Annotated in this window: 16 protein-coding genes and 1 riboswitch; of the genes, 12 read left to right on the top strand and 4 right to left on the bottom strand. The window is 49.4% G+C overall.

Translation table 11 applies throughout. The features are described 5' to 3' along the window. The first annotated feature begins 95 nt into the window (after positions 1–95). The 3 genes from NLX73_RS22355 (at position 96) to NLX73_RS22365 (ending at position 2,008) form a co-directional block, all read left to right on the top strand. On the top strand, positions 96–350 hold the full coding sequence (locus NLX73_RS22355) for a YneF family protein (RefSeq protein ID WP_013308742.1): 255 nt from the start codon (positions 96–98) through the stop codon (positions 348–350). 54 nt (positions 351–404) lie between these two features. Then, positions 405–998, top strand: coding sequence for a GTP cyclohydrolase I FolE (folE, locus tag NLX73_RS22360; RefSeq protein WP_013308743.1), 594 nt, complete (start codon positions 405–407; stop codon positions 996–998). Between the two features lie 164 nt (positions 999–1,162). Beyond that, entirely contained in the window at positions 1,163–2,008 is an 846-nt protein-coding gene (locus NLX73_RS22365) for a lipoate--protein ligase family protein (protein ID WP_254327368.1), read from the top strand. A 20-nt stretch (positions 2,009–2,028) separates the two neighbouring features. Here NLX73_RS22365 and NLX73_RS22370 read toward each other — a convergent pair whose 3' ends face one another. After that, positions 2,029–3,408 carry a Fe-Mn family superoxide dismutase gene (locus NLX73_RS22370; protein ID WP_254327369.1) on the bottom strand — a complete coding sequence of 460 codons (1,380 nt, stop codon included), beginning with the start codon at positions 3,406–3,408 and terminating at the stop codon, positions 2,029–2,031. A gap of 258 nt (positions 3,409–3,666) precedes the next feature. Then, the gene (locus NLX73_RS22375; protein ID WP_254327370.1) at positions 3,667–4,704 is read right to left on the bottom strand and encodes an alpha/beta hydrolase; all 1,038 of its coding nucleotides are present in this window, start codon (positions 4,702–4,704) and stop codon (positions 3,667–3,669) included. Positions 4,705–5,002: 298 nt separating this feature from the next. Between NLX73_RS22375 and NLX73_RS22380 the strand changes: the two genes are divergently transcribed. Together NLX73_RS22380 and thiC are read left to right on the top strand one after the other, a co-directional pair. Then, positions 5,003–5,746, top strand: coding sequence for an IclR family transcriptional regulator (locus tag NLX73_RS22380; RefSeq protein WP_254327371.1), 744 nt, complete (start codon positions 5,003–5,005; stop codon positions 5,744–5,746). Positions 5,747–5,900: 154 nt separating this feature from the next. Further along, positions 5,901–6,013, top strand: a riboswitch (TPP riboswitch). Positions 6,014–6,199: 186 nt separating this feature from the next. Then, complete coding sequence (gene thiC / locus NLX73_RS22385) at positions 6,200–8,044, top strand: phosphomethylpyrimidine synthase ThiC (RefSeq protein ID WP_254327372.1); 1,845 nt, start codon at positions 6,200–6,202, stop codon at positions 8,042–8,044. Between the two features lie 123 nt (positions 8,045–8,167). Here thiC and NLX73_RS22390 read toward each other — a convergent pair whose 3' ends face one another. Continuing rightward, positions 8,168–8,320: a hypothetical protein gene (locus NLX73_RS22390; RefSeq protein ID WP_010348453.1), complete on the bottom strand. Its 153-nt coding sequence runs from the start codon at positions 8,318–8,320 to the stop codon at positions 8,168–8,170. Positions 8,321–8,828: 508 nt separating this feature from the next. Between NLX73_RS22390 and NLX73_RS22395 the strand changes: the two genes are divergently transcribed. Next, positions 8,829–9,665 carry a YitT family protein gene (locus NLX73_RS22395; RefSeq protein WP_023987004.1) on the top strand — a complete coding sequence of 279 codons (837 nt, stop codon included), beginning with the start codon at positions 8,829–8,831 and terminating at the stop codon, positions 9,663–9,665. Positions 9,666–10,009: 344 nt separating this feature from the next. Here NLX73_RS22395 and acnA read toward each other — a convergent pair whose 3' ends face one another. Beyond that, a complete protein-coding gene (acnA, locus tag NLX73_RS22400) occupies positions 10,010–12,721 on the bottom strand; it encodes an aconitate hydratase AcnA (protein WP_254327373.1) in 2,712 nt (903 codons plus the stop codon). A 420-nt stretch (positions 12,722–13,141) separates the two neighbouring features. Here acnA and NLX73_RS22405 point away from each other — a divergent pair, with 420 nt between their 5' ends. The 6 genes from NLX73_RS22405 (at position 13,142) to NLX73_RS22430 (ending at position 18,185) form a co-directional block, all read left to right on the top strand. Further along, positions 13,142–14,137 carry an amidase domain-containing protein gene (locus NLX73_RS22405; RefSeq protein WP_254327374.1) on the top strand — a complete coding sequence of 332 codons (996 nt, stop codon included), beginning with the start codon at positions 13,142–13,144 and terminating at the stop codon, positions 14,135–14,137. 73 nt (positions 14,138–14,210) lie between these two features. Continuing rightward, positions 14,211–15,299: a D-alanine--D-alanine ligase gene (locus NLX73_RS22410; RefSeq protein ID WP_039270664.1), complete on the top strand. Its 1,089-nt coding sequence runs from the start codon at positions 14,211–14,213 to the stop codon at positions 15,297–15,299. 101 nt (positions 15,300–15,400) lie between these two features. Next, entirely contained in the window at positions 15,401–15,724 is a 324-nt protein-coding gene (locus NLX73_RS22415) for a hypothetical protein (protein WP_007428793.1), read from the top strand. Positions 15,725–15,862: 138 nt separating this feature from the next. Next, positions 15,863–16,864, top strand: coding sequence for a UV DNA damage repair endonuclease UvsE (gene uvsE, locus NLX73_RS22420; protein ID WP_254327375.1), 1,002 nt, complete (start codon positions 15,863–15,865; stop codon positions 16,862–16,864). 174 nt (positions 16,865–17,038) lie between these two features. After that, positions 17,039–17,905, top strand: a complete 867-nt coding sequence (locus tag NLX73_RS22425; RefSeq protein WP_061831543.1) for an inositol monophosphatase family protein — start codon at positions 17,039–17,041, stop codon at positions 17,903–17,905. Positions 17,906–17,942: 37 nt separating this feature from the next. Further along, on the top strand, positions 17,943–18,185 hold the full coding sequence (locus NLX73_RS22430) for a hypothetical protein (RefSeq protein ID WP_029515768.1): 243 nt from the start codon (positions 17,943–17,945) through the stop codon (positions 18,183–18,185). The last annotated feature ends 106 nt before the right edge of the window (positions 18,186–18,291 follow it).

The raw sequence follows: 18,291 nt of genomic DNA on the forward strand, positions 1-18,291 counted from the left end.
TTGCAAAAAGTGATTTGCTAGCTGTCCCATGTTTTGCTATGATAGGTTCGTGCAATTCAAGATGTTTCATATAAATATACAGAGGTGACGACTTCGTGGTGTGGAATATTGTCATTCCGATTATTACCCTGATTGCTGGTTTGGTTGGGGGATTTTTCATCGGTGCTTATTATCTTCGTAAACAGCTTGAAAAGATGCAAAACGACCCTGAAACGCTGCAAAAAATGGCCAAACAGATGGGTTACAACCTGAATGGGAAACAAATGCAAAAAGCCCAGCAGATGATGAAGAACCAACAGTTCTCCAAAAATCAGCCTGGTCCGCGTAAAAATCAGGGCCGTCGGAAATAATGAGCAACGTGAGCACGGATGCCGCATGAGGTTGCTGCATAGAGGAGGATTACTGTGGCTGGCGTAAAAGATTATATTAACCGCAAAGCTGCGGATAACCGGGATAAAATCGAGTACCATGTGGAGCAGATTTTACAACTGATCGGTGAGGACCCCAAGCGTGAAGGGTTATTGGAAACACCGGCACGCGTTGCGCGCATGTATGAGGAAATATTTGCGGGTTATGAGGTTGATCCCCGGGATGCGTTGGGTGTGACATTTGACGAGAATCACGAGGAGCTTGTGATCGTGAAGGACATCGTTTATTACAGCCAGTGTGAGCACCATATGGCTCCTTTCTTCGGAAAAGTGCATATCGGCTATGTACCCAGCGGCAAAATTGTAGGATTGAGCAAGCTTGCACGTCTGGTAGAGGCAGTGACCCGCCGATTGCAGGTACAGGAGCGTATTACATCACAGATCGCTGATATTTTAAATGAAGCAGTCTCCGCTCACGGGGTTATGGTGGTCGTGGAAGGCGAGCACCTGTGCATGTGTGCAAGAGGTGTCAAAAAGCCTGGTAGCAAAACGGTAACGTCTGCGGTACGTGGTACGTTTCGTGATGATGCAGCGCAGCGCGCAGAATTTCTGTCGCTGCTCAAGGATTGATCGAACATCGCAAGACGTTTATGTGATGAACAAAAAAAGGGTGGTTTACGCATAGGCGTAGCCACCTTTTTTTGTTAACATCAGAAATAGAGACGACGGGATAGCCGCCTTAAAATTACGATAGCCTATGGATAACAGTTATTTTTATAGATAGGGGATAACGTATGGAGAATGTACATAGATCAACAGAAAAAACAACAGCTTTGCCTGAGTTGCAGTGGTTTGAAGCGCCACTCGCGGCCACTCAGGAGAACGTTTTGTCTCCGCTGGCTTGGGAGGAGCTGGCCTGTCGGCAAGTAGGGAAAGGAGCTGCACCCATTTTGCATCTATGGCGGCATCCGTCAGCGCTTGTGATCGGTCACCGGGACCGCAGGCTTCCCTACGCCCCACAGGCGATGGAGCGAGTGCGCAGCACGGGAACCTCGGTATGCGTACGCCCCTCGGGTGGAGCAGCTGTCATGCTGGACAGGGGGGTGCTGAACCTGTCCTTGATCCTGCCGAATCCACAGCGTGCCATCAGCCTGCATGAGGATTTCCGGCTCATGGCAGCGCTAATTGCCGATGCGCTGGTTCCGTGGTCTGGCGAGGCGCAGACCGGAGAAATCCCCGGGTCCTTCTGTCCCGGGGATTACGATGTCAGCGTCCGAGGCCGCAAGTTTTGCGGCATTGCACAGCGGCGCCAAGCCAAGGCGTATATCATCACAGCCTTCGTGATGATTGAGGGCAGCGGTGCAGAGCGTGCACAGGCGGTGCAGCAGTTTTATACAGAGGCAGCCGGAGATACGCCGGCGGGCGTGCAGCAGCAGGATTACCCTCGGGTGAATCCAACAACGATGGGCAGCCTGGCAGAGCTGGCTGGAGTGCCGTCTGTTGAGGCGTACACGGCATCTCTGCGCCGTGTCGTTGAGAGCCGGACAGCCGTTTTACCTGCCGATGGCTGGCTGGTACAACCGGAAGAATTGACCGAACAAATGGCAGCGCTCAGAGAGCGATACGATTTGCAGGTGTAGTTTTTCTTTAGCTTAGAAGCTTAGAAGGGTTGCCATCTCAGTTTGGAGGCTTGGGTATAGCGCTCTGCAACCTCTGGCCAGTTAACGACATGCCACCAATCCTCAATGTATTTGTTGCGCTCGTTTTGATGCTTTAAGTAATATGCATGTTCCCATACATCTATCGCCAGCAGCGGAATGGACTCCCATTGAGTCAGATTCTGGTGCTTTTCGGCCTGCAAAATTTCAAGTCGTCCCGCGCGTGGACTCCATACCAGGATAGCCCAGCCGCCACCCTCGACCTTTTCGGCTGCCGAACTGAATTGCTTTTTGAATGCATCGTAGCTGCCAAAATCCTTTTTAATCTGTTCAGCCAGTGGTCCGCTTGGGGTTCCACCGCCTTGTGGACTCATGATCGTCCAAAAAAGAGTATGCAGATAATGGCCTGCGCCGTTGAATGCCAGTTCCCGTTCCCAATGCTTTACGAGGTCAAAATCACCCGTTTTTCGAGCTTCTTCCAGCTTCTTTTCCGCTTTATTCAGGTCATTCACATAGCTCAAATGATGCTTGTCATGGTGAATACGCATCGTTTTCTCATCAATATACGGCTCAAGCGCATTATAGGGGTAAGGGAGCGGCGGTAGCCGATGTCCCCCAATAGGAACCGACCGGCCAATTGTGGTTTTTTCCGTTGCCGAAGGTTGCGCCTGGCTGGACTTGACGCCTTTAGTGGTCCATGCGCCTTCTCCCCTTATGCCTGCCTGCCGTTCTCGAAACGCTTCCTCTGGGTAGTTCTCACCCTCTGTAGCTACATGATACAACCTAGCAGCCCTTGCGATGGAGCCAGGTTCCTGAAAGGGGGTTGTCGAGATCAGGAAATATTGGCTTTCATGTGCCGCGTGTAATACAACTCCGGCGGCTTTTGGCTGCTGACGCAATGCATGACTGTGCTCGCTCAGCAGACCGAGCTGCCGTACATACTCCTGTGACTGACGGTTTGCGGTTTGCAGCAAATCGTCCAGTCGACGATTTAATTCTTGTGAGTCAAGCTGAGAGTTTGAGGCTGACTCTGACAATGGCATCTTTACAGATGATGATGTGTCTAATCCCCTTGACTGTTTTGAATGTTCAGTGAATTCGTGTGTATGTGCTTGTGGAGCAGCCGACATCTGTTTCCATTCCTGATGCCACGCCTGATCTGCCGGATCGAGTGCGCTCCGTTGCTCTTCAAGCAGCTCTATGGCGGTGCGTTCCGTCTGTTCGAATACAGTCCGCCAATCATCCAGCAGCCGTACATAAGTAGGCTCCAGTCCCTCGGTAGCGGATTTAATCACTTCCACATGCCAACTTTCCTGCTGCTTCCAATGCCGAATTTCCTCCAGCACACGTAAGGGCAGGAAAGACCCATAAGTACTCAGCATCGTTTTTTACCTCCCGTATCCCACTATGGCTATCCGGCCGATCTGGCAGATCTGCCCTGGATGCATACGTCCCCAGTATATTCGCTGTCTCATCAGGAATATGTCTATGAACTCCCTTAATCGGGTCACATCTGTTAGGTAAAACAATGAATACCCATGGAAAACGAAAAAGAAGCCCAGCTACGGCACGGGTTAAGTGTCCATAGGCAGGCTTCTTCAAGGCGAAGAATAGAATACAGTTCTTCGAAAAATAATTTTTTACTTCGTAGTCGTTTGTTTGTGGGCATCAGCGACGATTTTCTTATCCTCCAGCTCCTGTACACTGCTTAGAAACGTCGATACCCGTCGCAAATATTCACGAGGGTGCTCTCTGAAAATAAGCTCATGTATCCCGTTTTTGACAATCCATACACTGGAAAGCGGGTTAGTCTGATTGGCAGCGAGCTTTTCCGCAATGGGATAAGGAGCCTTTTCATCCTGTGTACCATGCACAAACATGATCGGGAACGGATAGTTTTCCTTTTTAACCTCCTGATATGGAATCTGATGCAAGCTGGTACCGTTCAAAACTGGAAACAGCAACTCTAGAATTTCCAAAGACGGATGCCTTGGCAGATTAATTTGATTGTGAATGTTATGGTACAGCGTATCCGGTTCCAGCAGGAAGGTGCTGTCCAAAATCATTGCGTCCACATCCTTGGTTTGCAAGCCCGCCTGAAGAGCGGTTCCTGCCCCCATGGAGAAGCCCCATACGATAATCTCCGACGAGCCGCGTTGCTTCGCAAGCTGAATTGCTCCGAGGAGCTGTTGGGATTCTGCTTTGCCTCCGGTTGCGACTGCTTTGCTGTTTTGTGACGCAAATCCATAATCGAACATGACCACATTAAAGTTCAAACTGTGGGCATAATGCGCCAGATCATACATGGGAATCCAGCTTTCTTCGCGGTTAGCCCCATAACCATGGCTGAAAATAATCGTTTTCCGTGATTGATCCGCCGGGATATACCAGCCTTGTACCATGCGGCTACCATCCTTGGCAGGGAATCTGACTTCCTCATAAGGCATGCTTTTGGCCTGCATCGGATTAGAGTACAGTGGTGCAACGGTGGGATTCGTAAGTACCCATGCGATGTAAGCATGCAAGGCAATAAAACAAAACAACAGAAAAAAGACGACCGACAGCAGCAGAGCAATCACAACGTGCTTGAACCGCAGCAGACGGGGATTAAAGAGTGGGGTGGACGGCTCCTGAACAGCGGTCTGTAGCTGAGCGTTGCGCTGGGATGTCGAAATCATGTAAGAGCCTCCTTATATAAAATTGATCTTCATTTCATAGAATTTAGGTATAATTCCACTTGAAAATAGTAGTGTAGATCCGTATAGATACCTATTATCGTATGATGGGGATTATCCAAAGTCAACGCCTGAACCGGAAAAGTAAAAATGATGCAAAGAATTGTCGATGTTTGTTCTCGTTCTGTAATATGGTTGTCACAAAAACATCGGTTTACAGTAGCCGCGACTATTCTATATAATTTATGTAACCATGTTTCATAGTGTGAAACGAATATGGATACAAGAGGAGCGGTTCACGATGGAAGACCGTAAATTAACCGTTCGCGCTGTAGAGCGTGCACTTGATATACTGCTGTGTTTTACCGCAAATTCGGATCTTGGCCTGACGGAGATTGCCTCCAAAATTGGTCTACATAAAAGCACGGTTCATCGGCTGCTGACTACGTTGGAGGATCGGGGCTTTGTCGTTCGGAATGCCGAAACGGAAAAATATCGACTTGGCTTCCGCATTTGGGAGCTATCCACGCATTTGTCCCAAAGTGACGAGCCGGCGGTGTTGTTACAACCTGCAATGGAAGGACTACGTGACCGTCTGGGCGAGACGGTCAGCTTGTACTTACGGGACGGTAGCATGCGTATCCGGATACAAGCCGTGCAGAGCAATCAGGCGATCCGCAGAGTCGCGCCTGTAGGTGCGCGTATGCCGCTGGCTGTAGGGGCCTCCAGCAAGGTGCTGGCGGCCTTTATGCCGCTGCAGGAGCTGGAAGCCCTGCTAAGCGGGGATGAATGGCCGCCCTCAGTAGACCCGGAGGTCTATAAAGCCCAGCTGCAGGACATTCGCGAGAAGGGCTATGCGACCAGCTATGAAGAACGGGAGCCAGGGGCTGCTGCTGTGGCAGCGCCAATTGTGAACCGGAAGGGACAGGTCACTGCGGCTTTATCTGTATCCGGCCCGGTCAGTCGACTTGCACCCGAGACGCTACATGACTTTGCTCCGATTTTGATCGAAGCGGCGAAGGAAATGGGGCTTATGCTCCCGTAACAAGAATGAACACAGTTGAAGCAAGCAGAGTGAGTTGATGGGGAACGTCTCCTTGGTAAATGGAACCTAAAAGGGTTGCCAAAGCCATAAATTTGAAGTAGTCTGGTAAGGAAGGCGGATGTCTGTTATATCCGCCTCATGTGAAAAGAAGTATCACAGTTACTGGGGGAGCCTGTAATGCCGGGCTGAGATGGAATCGTGCAAGATTCCGGACCCTTTGCACCTGATCTGGATCATACCAGCGTAGGGAAGTAATCGGCCATTGAAATGTATACGCGGCTGCTGTCTACAGTGGCGCATTGGAATGGATTATTCCATATGCGCATTGTCTGGATAGCTGCCTCGTTAGATTAGCCGGTTCCCTGGGGAACCGGCTTTTTTGCATAGATCAGCGCCACCCTGGGAATGGTTCCGGATCGGTGTGTCATTTCATCGAAACGGGAGGAATGGACAATGAAGCCGACAGAGGCAGAAGGAACAAAAGGAACAGAATTGAAATCAGCAGAAGTAAGATTGGTAGGAACAAAAGAAGTTGAGGTAGAGAAGACAAACGGGGAGCAAGCCAGTGGGGTAACGCCCTTTCCAGGAAGCCGTAAGGTATATATTCAAGGCTCGCGGCCGGACATTGCCGTGCCAGAGCGGGAAATTGCTCTTCATCCTACACATACGCCGCAGGGCACGGAGCATCATGAGCCATTGCGTGTATATGATACAAGCGGTCCCATGACCGACGAAGCCTATCAGGTCAATATCCGTCAGGGCCTGCCTCCATTACGGCGAGCTTGGGCACTGGAACGGGGCGATGTGGAGGCTTACGAGGGACGCGCCGTCAAGCCGGAGGATAATGGACTGAAACCTGGCTCCAAACGGGAGACAGTGGAATTTCCCGGCGTGACCAATCGTCCGCTTCGTGCTTCGCAAGGGCGTACAGTGACGCAAATGCATTATGCGCGGCAAGGGATCATTACGCCCGAAATGGAATTTGCGGCGATCCGCGAAGGGGTGGAGCCTGAGTTTGTACGGCAGGAGTTGGCGGCTGGACGAGCCATTTTGCCTTCGAATATCAATCACCCGGAAAGTGAGCCAATGGTCATTGGGCGTCATTTTCACGTGAAGATCAATGCGAACATTGGTAATTCTGCGGTTACCTCCTCCATCGAGGAGGAAGTGGAGAAAATGACTTGGGCTGTGCGTTGGGGCTCGGATACGGTTATGGACCTGTCCACAGGCCGTAATATCCATACAACACGTGAATGGATCATTCGGAATTCTCCTGTACCGATTGGGACTGTACCGCTGTATCAGGCACTTGAAAAGGTGAACGGTGAAGCAGAGGCGCTGACGTGGGAGTTGTATCGCGATACGCTGATTGAGCAGGCGGAGCAGGGAGTGGACTATTTTACAATTCATGCGGGTGTATTGCTGCGGTATATTCCGATGACGGCGAATAGAATGACGGGAATTGTATCCCGGGGCGGGTCAATCATGGCAGCCTGGTGCCTTGCGCACCATCAGGAGAATTTTTTGTATACACATTTTGAAGAAATTTGCGAAATTATGAAAGCCTATGATGTGGCCTTTTCTCTCGGGGATGGTCTACGTCCAGGTAGTATCTATGATGCGAATGATGAAGCACAGTTTGCAGAGCTGGAAACGTTGGGCGAGCTAACGCAAATCGCATGGAAGCATGATGTTCAGGTCATGATTGAAGGGCCGGGACATGTCCCTATGCATAAAATCAAAGAGAATGTGGATTTACAAATGGAGATTTGTAAGGAAGCTCCTTTCTATACCTTGGGACCGCTCACGACGGATATTGCCCCCGGATATGATCATATTACCTCAGCCATCGGGGCGGCGATGATCGGTTGGTTCGGGACGTCCATGCTGTGTTATGTTACACCCAAGGAGCATTTGGGTCTGCCCAATAAGGATGATGTCCGCGAGGGTGTCATTACCTACAAAATTGCGGCACATGCTGCCGATCTGGCAAAGGGGCATCCACGGGCGCAGCAGCGGGATGATGCTTTGTCCAAGGCGCGCTTCGAGTTCCGCTGGCGGGATCAGTTCAATCTGTCGCTTGATCCCGAGCGTGCCTTGTCCTACCATGATGAAACGCTACCGGCAGAGGGCGCCAAGGAAGCACATTTTTGCTCGATGTGCGGCCCCAAATTTTGTAGTATGCGTATCACTCAGGACATTCGCGCCTATGCAGCGGATAAGGGGCTGAACACTCAAGAAGCAGTAGCTGCCGGGATGCGTGAGAAGGCAGAGCAGTATCGGGGTGGAGGTCAGTAAAACGAACGTGTGAGTTTAGGAACGCATGAATTAAAAAAAGCCGTGGTTCTCTACAGTCGATGTAGGAAACTACGGCTTTTTAGCTTATGTAAAGCGGGATCATGCAACCGGATAAACGGCGCCTTATTTTTTACCCATTTTTTCATTCAAAATGTCCTGAAAGCTGAGCTTCTTCTCCGAGCTATCTTCTTTCTTCTGCATACTCACCGCGTTGGCACGTTGGTATTGGTGGTGAAAGGGCATCAGGGTGTGGACGGTTAAGTTCATTGTATTCATGTAGGTCATTCCTCCAATTCCATATTGTCAAATTCAGATTGAGTTGCTTAGGACGTCTGTATAGGACTATTTGTATGTACTTGATGTCGTAATGCTATGTAGGTTGCTTGGTAATGTTTCAATCATTATACCCACATTTTTTCAAAGTAAAACGCTTTTGACATAAAACAGGAAGATGGTCATATGTGTCCAAAATGTCGATTAGGAGGATGGTCGTTTTAGAGGAAAATGTGCCTAGGTCTAAAACAAGGGCTAGAGGCCCGTTTTCTTAGTTTAGTAGTCGGGATTGTGTTTTTTTGTCGAATAACCTTGTAAAAGGAGGATTTTGCGGAATCCTCAAGTCAGGATTGAGGCAGTCTGGTGGCGAATTAAAGTGTCAAAGTTGTATTGACTTTATGTTTGGTAGTAGATACCATGAACTGGTTGTCAGCGTATTTTGACAACAAGAGTCAGCCAATCCATCTGGCGATTCATCCTTTGAAATGTTAGAGAAAGGATTAGAGCATATATGAAAAAAAGTATTGCAGATATCGCATTTATTATTCTGGGTGCGTTTTTTTTCGCGCTAGCTGTTAATCTGTTTGTGATCCCGAATGAGTTTGGTGAGGGGGGCGTTACAGGGGTCACGATCATCCTGTACTACCTGTTTCAGTGGTCTCCCTCGATCGTCAATCTGGTGATCAATGGCTTGCTGTTGATTGTCGGATATAAATTTTTGGACAAGAGAACGACCCTGTACACTATAATTGCGGTCGCTTTTAACTCGCTGTTTCTACATTTAACGGTCAACTGGCGGATTGATTCGCATGAGCCGACGATTAATGCTGTATTTGCCGGAGTTTTGGTGGGGGTCGGCATTGGCTTAATTGTACGGGTAGGCGGCACTACGGCGGGAACGGTCATTTTAGCCCGAATTGCCAACAAGTATCTGGATTGGAATATCAGCTATGGCCTGCTGTTTTTTGATTTGATTGTCGCATTCTCTTCCTATTTTATTATTGGTCCGGAAAAATTGATGCTAACTATCGTTATTTTGTACGTTGGTACGAAGGTGATGGACTTCATGATCGAAGGACTGAACCCGAAAAAAGCAGTCATGATCATTTCGGAGCACCAAGATAAAATTGCCGAGATGGTTATCACGAAAATGGATCGTGGAGTTACCGTCCTGTCAGGCCACGGATATTACACTAAAAATCCAAAAGAAGTGCTGTATATCGTCATTAGTAAACAAGAGGTGTCAGCGCTTAAAAAGATAGTGAAAGCCATCGACACAGCAGCATTCATTACCATTCATGACGTGCGAGATGTGTTCGGAGAGGGTTTCCTGGATATTTCGAAGTAGCTCGCGTGCGAAAGTAATGTTATAAGAGAACGTGGCTAGAAGTCGGTCCTGAGGGATCGACTTTTTTTGTTTTATATAAATAAGATGAACTTGAAAAATGAACATCAAAACGGAGTAGGCGGAATGGTGCTGTACAAGCGAAGCGGTCGCTTTTGTCCCCGGATTTCTACCCTGGATTAGGGGCTTATTCAAGAAATCCGGGGGCGGTGGCGATGGGAAGCACCATCCGACTGCGCAGTGGCGCTATAGGTAACTCTTAAGTTCGGTTTATATAAATAAAAAAATACCCCCGATTGCAGCTTTATCTGCAAAACGGGGGTTCTTCACATATGAAGTTCATAAACTTAGCTTTCGATCATCTGACGCAATACAGTTTGCAGAATACCACCGTTGTGGTAGTAATCGATATCGACGGTGCTGTCTAGACGGGCAATTACCGGGAATTCGAACTTTGTGCCATCCTCGCGTTTAGCCACCACTGTAAGCTCTTGACCAGGCTTCACGTCATTGTTAATGCCGAGGATGTCGAAGGTTTCGCGGCCATTGAGACCCAAGCTGGACCAGCCATAGCCCTCCTGGAATTGCAGAGGCAGTACACCCATGCCGACCAGGTTACTGCGATGAATCCGCTCGAAGCTTTCGGCAATGACAGCCTTAACGCCCAGCAGAAGCGTACCTTTGGCCGCCCAGTCACGAGAGCTGCCTGTGCCGTATTCCTTACCAGCAATGACAATCAGGTTCTGATCGGCTGCCTGATATTTCATGGATGCATCATAGATGGACATTTCCTCATCCGTTGGCAAGTATTTGGTCACGCCGCCCTCGGTGCCTGGAGCCACATTGTTGCGGATACGGATATTGGCGAATGTACCGCGCATCATGACCTCGTGGTTACCGCGACGTGAGCCGTAGGAATTGAAGTCCTTGCGTTCCACGCCATGCTCCTTCAAATACAGTCCTGCCGGGCTGGAAGGGGCAATGTTGCCTGCTGGTGAGATATGGTCCGTCGTGACCGAATCATTCAACAGGGCAAGCACACGGGCATTACGGATTTCCTTGATATCTTGTACGCCATCTTGAAGTCCTTCAAAGAACGGCGGGTTTTGAATATAAGTTGAGTTTTCATCCCATTCATACAGTTCGCCTTCAGGAACCGGAATGGAGTTCCATTTTTCGTTGGCAGTAAATACATTTTCGTATTTGCGACGGAACATATCCGGGCTGAGAGACAGGCTGATGGCTTCCTTGATTTCCTCAGAAGTGGGCCAGATGTCTTTCAGGTAGACTGGTTGATTGTCCTGATCGTAACCGAGCGGATCATTCACCAAATCAATGTTCACTGTGCCTGCCAGCGCATAAGCGACAACCAGTGGCGGTGAGCCGAGATAGTTGGCTTTGACCTGCGCATGCACACGGCCTTCAAAGTTCCGGTTGCCGGAAATAACTGCGCCAACCGTCAAATCATGGTCTGTGATGGCTTGACTCACTTCGTCAGGAAGTGGGCCGGAGTTACCAATACAGGTTGCGCAGCCGTAGCCGGCTACATGGAAGCCGAGGGCTTCGAGCGGTCCGATTAATCCGGCTTTTTGCAGGTATTCCGTCACGACGAGGGAGCCTGGTGTCAAGCTTGTTTTAACATAGCCTGGCTTTTTGAGCCCGCGCTGTACTGCTTTTTTGGCCAGCAAGCCCGCACCGAGCATAACGCTTGGATTGGAGGTATTCGTGCAGCTTGTAATCGCCGCAATAACGACTGCTCCTGTACCCAACTCGCTGGTGGAGCCGTCCGGATGGGTCAGCGGAATCTTCTGTGCGATTTTTTCATCGCTCAGTCCATAGCCGCCTTTGTCTACCGGGGTACGGATAATGCCTTCAAACGTTTCTTTCATGCGGCTAAGCTCAACACGGTCCTGCGGACGTTTGGGTCCGGCGAGACTCGGTACTACCGAAGCCAGATCAAGCTCAATCGTATCGCTGAACACAGGGTCCGGTGTATCGGATGTGCGGAACATGCCTTGGGCTTTGTAATATTCCTCTACGAGGCTTACTTGCTCATCAGAACGTCCGGTGCTGCGCAGGTAGGCTAGCGTTTCCGCATCGACCGGGAAGAAGCCAATCGTTGCGCCGTATTCCGGTGCCATGTTGGCAACTGTCGCACGGTCAGCCAAGCTGATGTTTGCCAGACCAGGCCCGTAAAATTCCACGAATTTGCCGACTACGCCTTTTTTACGCAGCATTTGCGTAACAGTGAGCGCCAGATCGGTGGCAGTAGAGCCTTCCGACAGGCTGCCTGTCAGTTTGAAGCCGATCACATCGGGAGTGACAAAATACAGCGGCTGCCCCAGCATACCCGCCTCTGCTTCAATCCCGCCGACACCCCAGCCTACAACACCCAGCCCGTTAATCATCGTGGTATGGGAGTCTGTTCCTACGAGGGAATCTGGAAAGACGACCGTTTCACCGTCAATGGTTTTGGTAGCGGCAACGGAGGCGAGATACTCCAGATTGACCTGATGGACGATACCGGTGGATGGCGGAACGGCTCGGAAGTTGTTGAACGCCGTTTGCGCCCAACGCAGAAAACGGTACCGCTCCTCGTTGCGTTCAAACTCTACATTAATATTGTAATCCAGCGCATCACTGGTACCAAAAGCATCGACCATGACCGAGTGATCGATAACGAGATCGACGGGAACGAGCGGATTGATTTGCTTCGGGTCCCCGCCTGCTTTTTTCACCGTATCACGCATAGCTGCTAAATCGACAACGACCGGGACACCGGTAAAATCCTGTAACACGATGCGTGCAGGAATGAACGGAATCTCCTTGTTGGTATCCCGATCCTCAGCCCAGCCTGTCAGCTGTTGCACATGTTCTTCCGTAATGGCGCGACCGTCAAACTGGCGAACCGCGGCTTCCAGCAATACTTTAATGGAGAAAGGCAGCTTGGCGATATCACTTTTTCCTTGTTCCTCCAGTGCCTTAAGACTGTAGTAGCGATAAGGCTTCCCGTTAACTTCCAGACTACGGGCGATGGAGAATTGATCTTTTCCTGACATAAGTATTACCTCCTTGAAGTGGATGCTTGGGGGAAAATAGGGATGTCGTTTTTTCGACGTCTTGCACACTTGGTTTAAATTGGTTGCGTTCTCAATTACATCTTCAGTGGTTCATAACGTGTTAGAGGTTGAGATGAAAGTAATTTGTTTCATTAGATGAAACATGATTTCAAAATGATTGCTTTTGGATTAAGTATACCGTTTTCAGACGGTTCCGTAAAGTTTTTTTGGCCTAAATGATGCGTTGCAGATTGGAAAATAAAACGTTCCGCTCCCTCGCGTTTCGATGTTCATACCAAGCTTTAGAGATTCATACTTATAGATAGAGAGCATTTCAGACCAGAGAGGCAAGAAAGGAAGTTATACATCATTCCGGTTATCCCCGGAAAAGGATAGCGGGACGAATATGGAGGGATTGGGATGGGGGAGCGGGAATGGAAACAGGCCCTTTTTTCTTACGTGAATCAATACAATCGCAGTGAAGTGAATGGTGTACCGCAGCCGGATGAGTATCTGGAGGTGGGTCAGCGGATGGAACGAGCAGCACGTGCGGCCAGATTGGAGCAGTGGTACAACGAACGGGATGCTGTTCCCCTACGCAGCGAGACACGCGCCAAGCCGCTACGAATGGTGCAGGATACCCCGGATGAGGCTGTGGTAGATGTACAACTGCATGTCCGACTCTTTTATGAGAAGGGTGGGATGACTCACCGGGAGGATCGGATCGAACGGGAGCGTCTGACGTTCACACGCGAGGGTGAAGCCTGGCAGGTAGCGAGAATTGAGCGCGATCCGGCAGAAAGGAAGCCAGCGGGGGGAGAGGTTCCTTTTGAACAGGCTTCGTTTAATCAAGGAGGAAATCTGCCGCTGCTGAATCGCGGTGTGCTGGGCTTCGGCTCATCAGCACGTCCCAGCCGATATCGCCGCGAAGAAGCAGCGGCCTATGCAGATCAGTGGTGGGATAGCTTCAATCCGGAGTTTGAAGGTTTTGATGTGGATTGCACCAATTATATCTCGCAATGCCTCTTTGCAGGGGGAGCACCGATCCACTATACTGGTAAAAGAGAATCGGGCTGGTGGTATAAAGGACGGGTTGCCGGACGTGAGCTGTGGAGCTACAGTTGGGCAGTTTCCAACAGTCTGGAGCGGTATTTGGGCTCCAGCTCATGGGGGTTGACCGCTGAGCAGGTGAGTCGCCCAGAGCAGCTCATGTTGGGGGACGTCATTTTTTACGATTGGGATGGTGACGGAACCTTCCAGCACAGCACGGTGGTCACGGCCTTTGATGCGGGCGGCATGCCGCTAGTCAATGCACATACGGTAAGCTCCAGACATCGTTATTGGGACTATAAAAATTCGTATGCGTGGACGGACAACACGGTATATCGCTTTTATCACATCGCCGACTATTTTTAAATGAGATGGTGGATAACAGGTACAGTGATGCAAATCAGTCACAATGACGAAAGCAGGAAAGCGGAGGATAGGCATGGCAAATCAAAAATTGACCGTAGGGCTAGTGTACGGTGGCAAATCGGGCGAACATGAAGTCTCGCTGCAAACGGCGTATGCGGTAATGAACGCTTTTAACTATGAGAAATACGAGATTATTCCTTTTTATATTACGAAGGCTGGCGATTGGCGTAGAGGGGCGCTATTAAGCGCTCCTCTGGCTTCTGTAGAGCAATTGAAGCTGGAACGCGCAGAGGGCGGCACCAAGGCGGCATTAGATACATTGTTCGGCAAGCTGTACGGAGAGCAGACGCTGGATGTACTGTTTCCGTTGCTGCACGGTACCTTTGGCGAGGACGGAACGATTCAGGGTCTGTTCGAAATGGCGGATATGCCTTATGTCGGTGCAGGAGTGCTGGCTTCGGCAGCAGGTATGGATAAAGGCGTCATGAAGAAGCTGTTTGAGCATGCAGGATTGCCGCAAGTGAAATACTGTTATTTTAATAGTACACAGTGGGCCCAAACCAGTCATGATCTGGTACGTAACATGGAAACCGAGCTAGGTTATCCTTGCTTTGTCAAACCGGCCAATCTGGGATCAAGTGTCGGTATTTCCAAAGCCAGTAACCGAGAAGAACTGGAAAAGGCTGTAGATCTGGCTTTGCAATTTGACCTAAAGGTGATTGTCGAGGAGTACGTCGATGCCCGTGAGATTGAGGTCAGCGTACTTGGCAATGATGAGCCGATTGCCTCGGTACCGGGTGAAATTGTATCGTCGAGTGATTATTACGATTACGCTGCCAAATATACGGATGGCCAATCGGAAATGCTTATTCCGGCACCGTTGGATGAGGAAGTGGCAGATCGTATTCGTGAAGCCGCATTGCAAGCATTCCGTGCTCTGGAAGGCTGCGGGATTTCCCGTGCCGATTTCTTCGTCAGACGCTCGGACGGACATATCCTTATTAATGAAGTGAATACGATGCCTGGCTTTACACCGTTCAGTATGTATCCATTGCTGTGGAGAGAAACTGGCGTATCCTATGCAAGTCTGCTGGATCGCATGATTGCTCTTGCATTGGAGCGTTATGAGCGCAGGTCGGCACTGCACTACGAGAACTCATAAACGAAACAAAGGGGAGCTGATCACTCTCCTTTTTGTTCATATATATGGCATATCTTTGAGCACTGCACTAAACCCTTAATGATGAAAGGTGGCGGCTACACATGGGCTTTCAAACTGAATTTAACTCCGTGTGCAAATTCAAGAGCGAGCAAGAACTTTACGAACTGCTGGAATACGGACGTGGCAAAATGGTTAAATCCGGGCTGCGCGTGTTTCCGACAGGCCAGAAGGTCATCGCTTACAGCGTGGACAACGTGGCAGTAGCCATCGTGCAGATTGTGGGTTGTATCGCCGAAATTAATTTTCAGGGCGATGAAGTGACCGAAGTTGAAATGATCCTCATTCGTAAGCTGAATGAAGAGGAATCAAGAATTCAGACCGCATTGGCGGATGAAATGTTTTTTGGAGCACAGCAGCAATCCTAGCTGTTTTCTTCTTGCAATTTGTGCGATAACACCGAATCAGCAGGTGCATTTCCGGGTATGATCAGTAGAAAAGGGGTTTAGGTCACAGAACGAAAGCGGCCTTACCATCTACTGCGACTGCTGAAAGGAAGACACTCTATGATCGTAAGGTTCGGTTATGTAGCCATGTCGGTTACCGTTCAAAATGCATCCCCCTCTAAAACCATGACATTGAGCAGCTTTAACAAGATTGGAGACCGAGAAGCTGCCATCCGCAAGCTAGAACGGATAGCAGCCGAAAATCTCCATAATACTTTGAGGCTGCTGCGCCATAATCGCGCGAGTGATATCCAGGTCTATCGTTTCTCATCCAAGCTGATTCCGCTCGCGACCCATCAGGATCTGCGGGATTGGGACCCTTTTCAGGCGCTTGCTGCTGACTTTGCAGAGGTTGGGAACTATGTCAGGGCGAATAGAATGAGGGTATCGTTTCACCCCGATCATTTTACAGTGTTAAGCACTCCTCGTCCTGAGGTGTTGCAGAGCTCCATTAATGATCTGAAGTACCACAAAGCGATGCTGGAGGCCATGGGACTGGGTGCCGAAGCCAAGAACAACATTCATATTGGTGGTGCATACGGAGATAAGGTGACCTCAGGCCAGCGTTTTGTAGAGCAGGTTAGTGCTCTGGATCTTTCGTTAAGAGAACGGTTAACACTGGAAAATGATGATAAAACGTTCAATGCGGTGGAAACGCTGGAGGCTTGCAAATTGACGGGGTTACCGATGGTTCTCGATATTCATCATCAATGGGTGAATAATGAGGGGGAAAAGCCGTGGGAGCTATGGCCGGATATTTTGGATACCTGGAAAGGGGAATTGGCCCAAGCCGGATCTTCTGTGGATCATCCATTGCCGCCCAAAATCCATGCGTCCAGCCCCAAAAGTGAAAAAGATCCTCGGGGCCATGCGGACGGTGTTCTGATGGAGCCGTTGCTTACCTTTTTGCGCAATATTGCCGGATATACGGATCGGATTGATGTCATGCTTGAAGCCAAACTTAAGGATGAAGCGTTATTCGGGTTGATGAATGAACTGCGCCTTCAGGAAGCTAATGGGGTTAAAGTGCTGGATGGAGCTTCCGTAGAAATTATGCCTTAGAAAGTAGCATTTTGCGGATAAAGCTCCCATTTAGAGAAACTTTATGCAGCTTATTGTGTATACTAGAATGTGTAAACTAGCAAACTTGTACTGAAACAGAGATGGTTAAGAGACTGTGCTGTAGGGCAGATTCGTAAACCACGTAACAATGATATAGAAAGTAGAGTGAACACGTTGAACGAAAATGAAAACGAAAAGGTTCCCTATATCGTATCAGGAAAAAGCTATACTGCCGTGGCTATTAACGCGGCATCCAAAGCCGGGGAATGGATTAAAAGCAGGCTGGGAACTGTTGAACATTTGAATACCAAACAGTCTCCTACGGATCTAGTGACCGAGGTAGATAAAGGTGCAGAGCAGATGATTCGCAGACTGATTCTGACCCATTTTCCCGATCATGCTATTTTGGGTGAAGAGGGTGTAGAGCCGGGAGCCGAAGCTTCGGCCCGCGCATTAGAGGCTGCCCGTGAAGAGGAATATCTATGGATTATTGATCCGGTAGATGGGACTACCAATTTTGTACACAGTCTGCCGTATTACAGTGTGTCTATTGCATTGGCCCATCGTGGAGAGGTGATTGTCGGGGTTATTTATGATCCGTCCCGTGATGAAATGTTTGTAGCAGAAAAAGGAAAGGGCGCATATGTACATGGCAATCGTATGCAAGCATCGAGAGAAGAAACACTGGGAGATAGTCTGGTGTGCGTCGGCTTCCCGCCGGATCGTACGTATGCACAACCGCTAAATATGAAAATTACGCAGGTTCTTACACCTCAGGTACGCGGCATTCGGGCGCTGGGCTCGGCAGCATTGCATCTGGCTTATGTAGCATCAGGACGGCTGTCGGCCTATTGCGAAATTGGTTTGAATGCGTGGGATGTGGCAGCGGGCGCTTTGCTGGTACAGGAATCAGGCGGCACCATTACCGATACATTGGGCAGACCTTATGACCTGAGTGTACGGCATATTGCAGCGACGAATACAGCTATTCATTCTCAACTTATTCAAGTGCTGAAAGAAGCAGACGCAACCGGGTTATAATTCTACGTAGAACATCATCATGAAGGAGGAAATCGCGATGAGCCAATCCGAAGAATTGGAACGCCAGCTCAGTGAACTGCTGACGGAAGGCGAAATTCGTGAGAATGAGGCCCAGAAGCGGGAAAGACTCAGTCCTAAATATGAGGTGCGGGTTCAGACTCATATCGATCCCATTGTTGAGGAGACGCGTAAATACCGAAGTATGGCACGGGAACTTGATGACCGATACGACGAATATATGAGCAAGGCGGACAAATCGAAACCAACCGATCAACGCTAAGCAAATACAAATACCTCTTGCCGAATGACCAAGGCATGGGGTATTTTGTATGTTATAAAGGAGGCGACATTCACTGATTACCTACTTTAAAAGCGCTTACAAAAAT

Source organism: Paenibacillus sp. CH40, assembly GCF_024213605.1.
GTDB classification, from domain to species: domain Bacteria; phylum Bacillota; class Bacilli; order Paenibacillales; family Paenibacillaceae; genus Paenibacillus; species Paenibacillus polymyxa_B.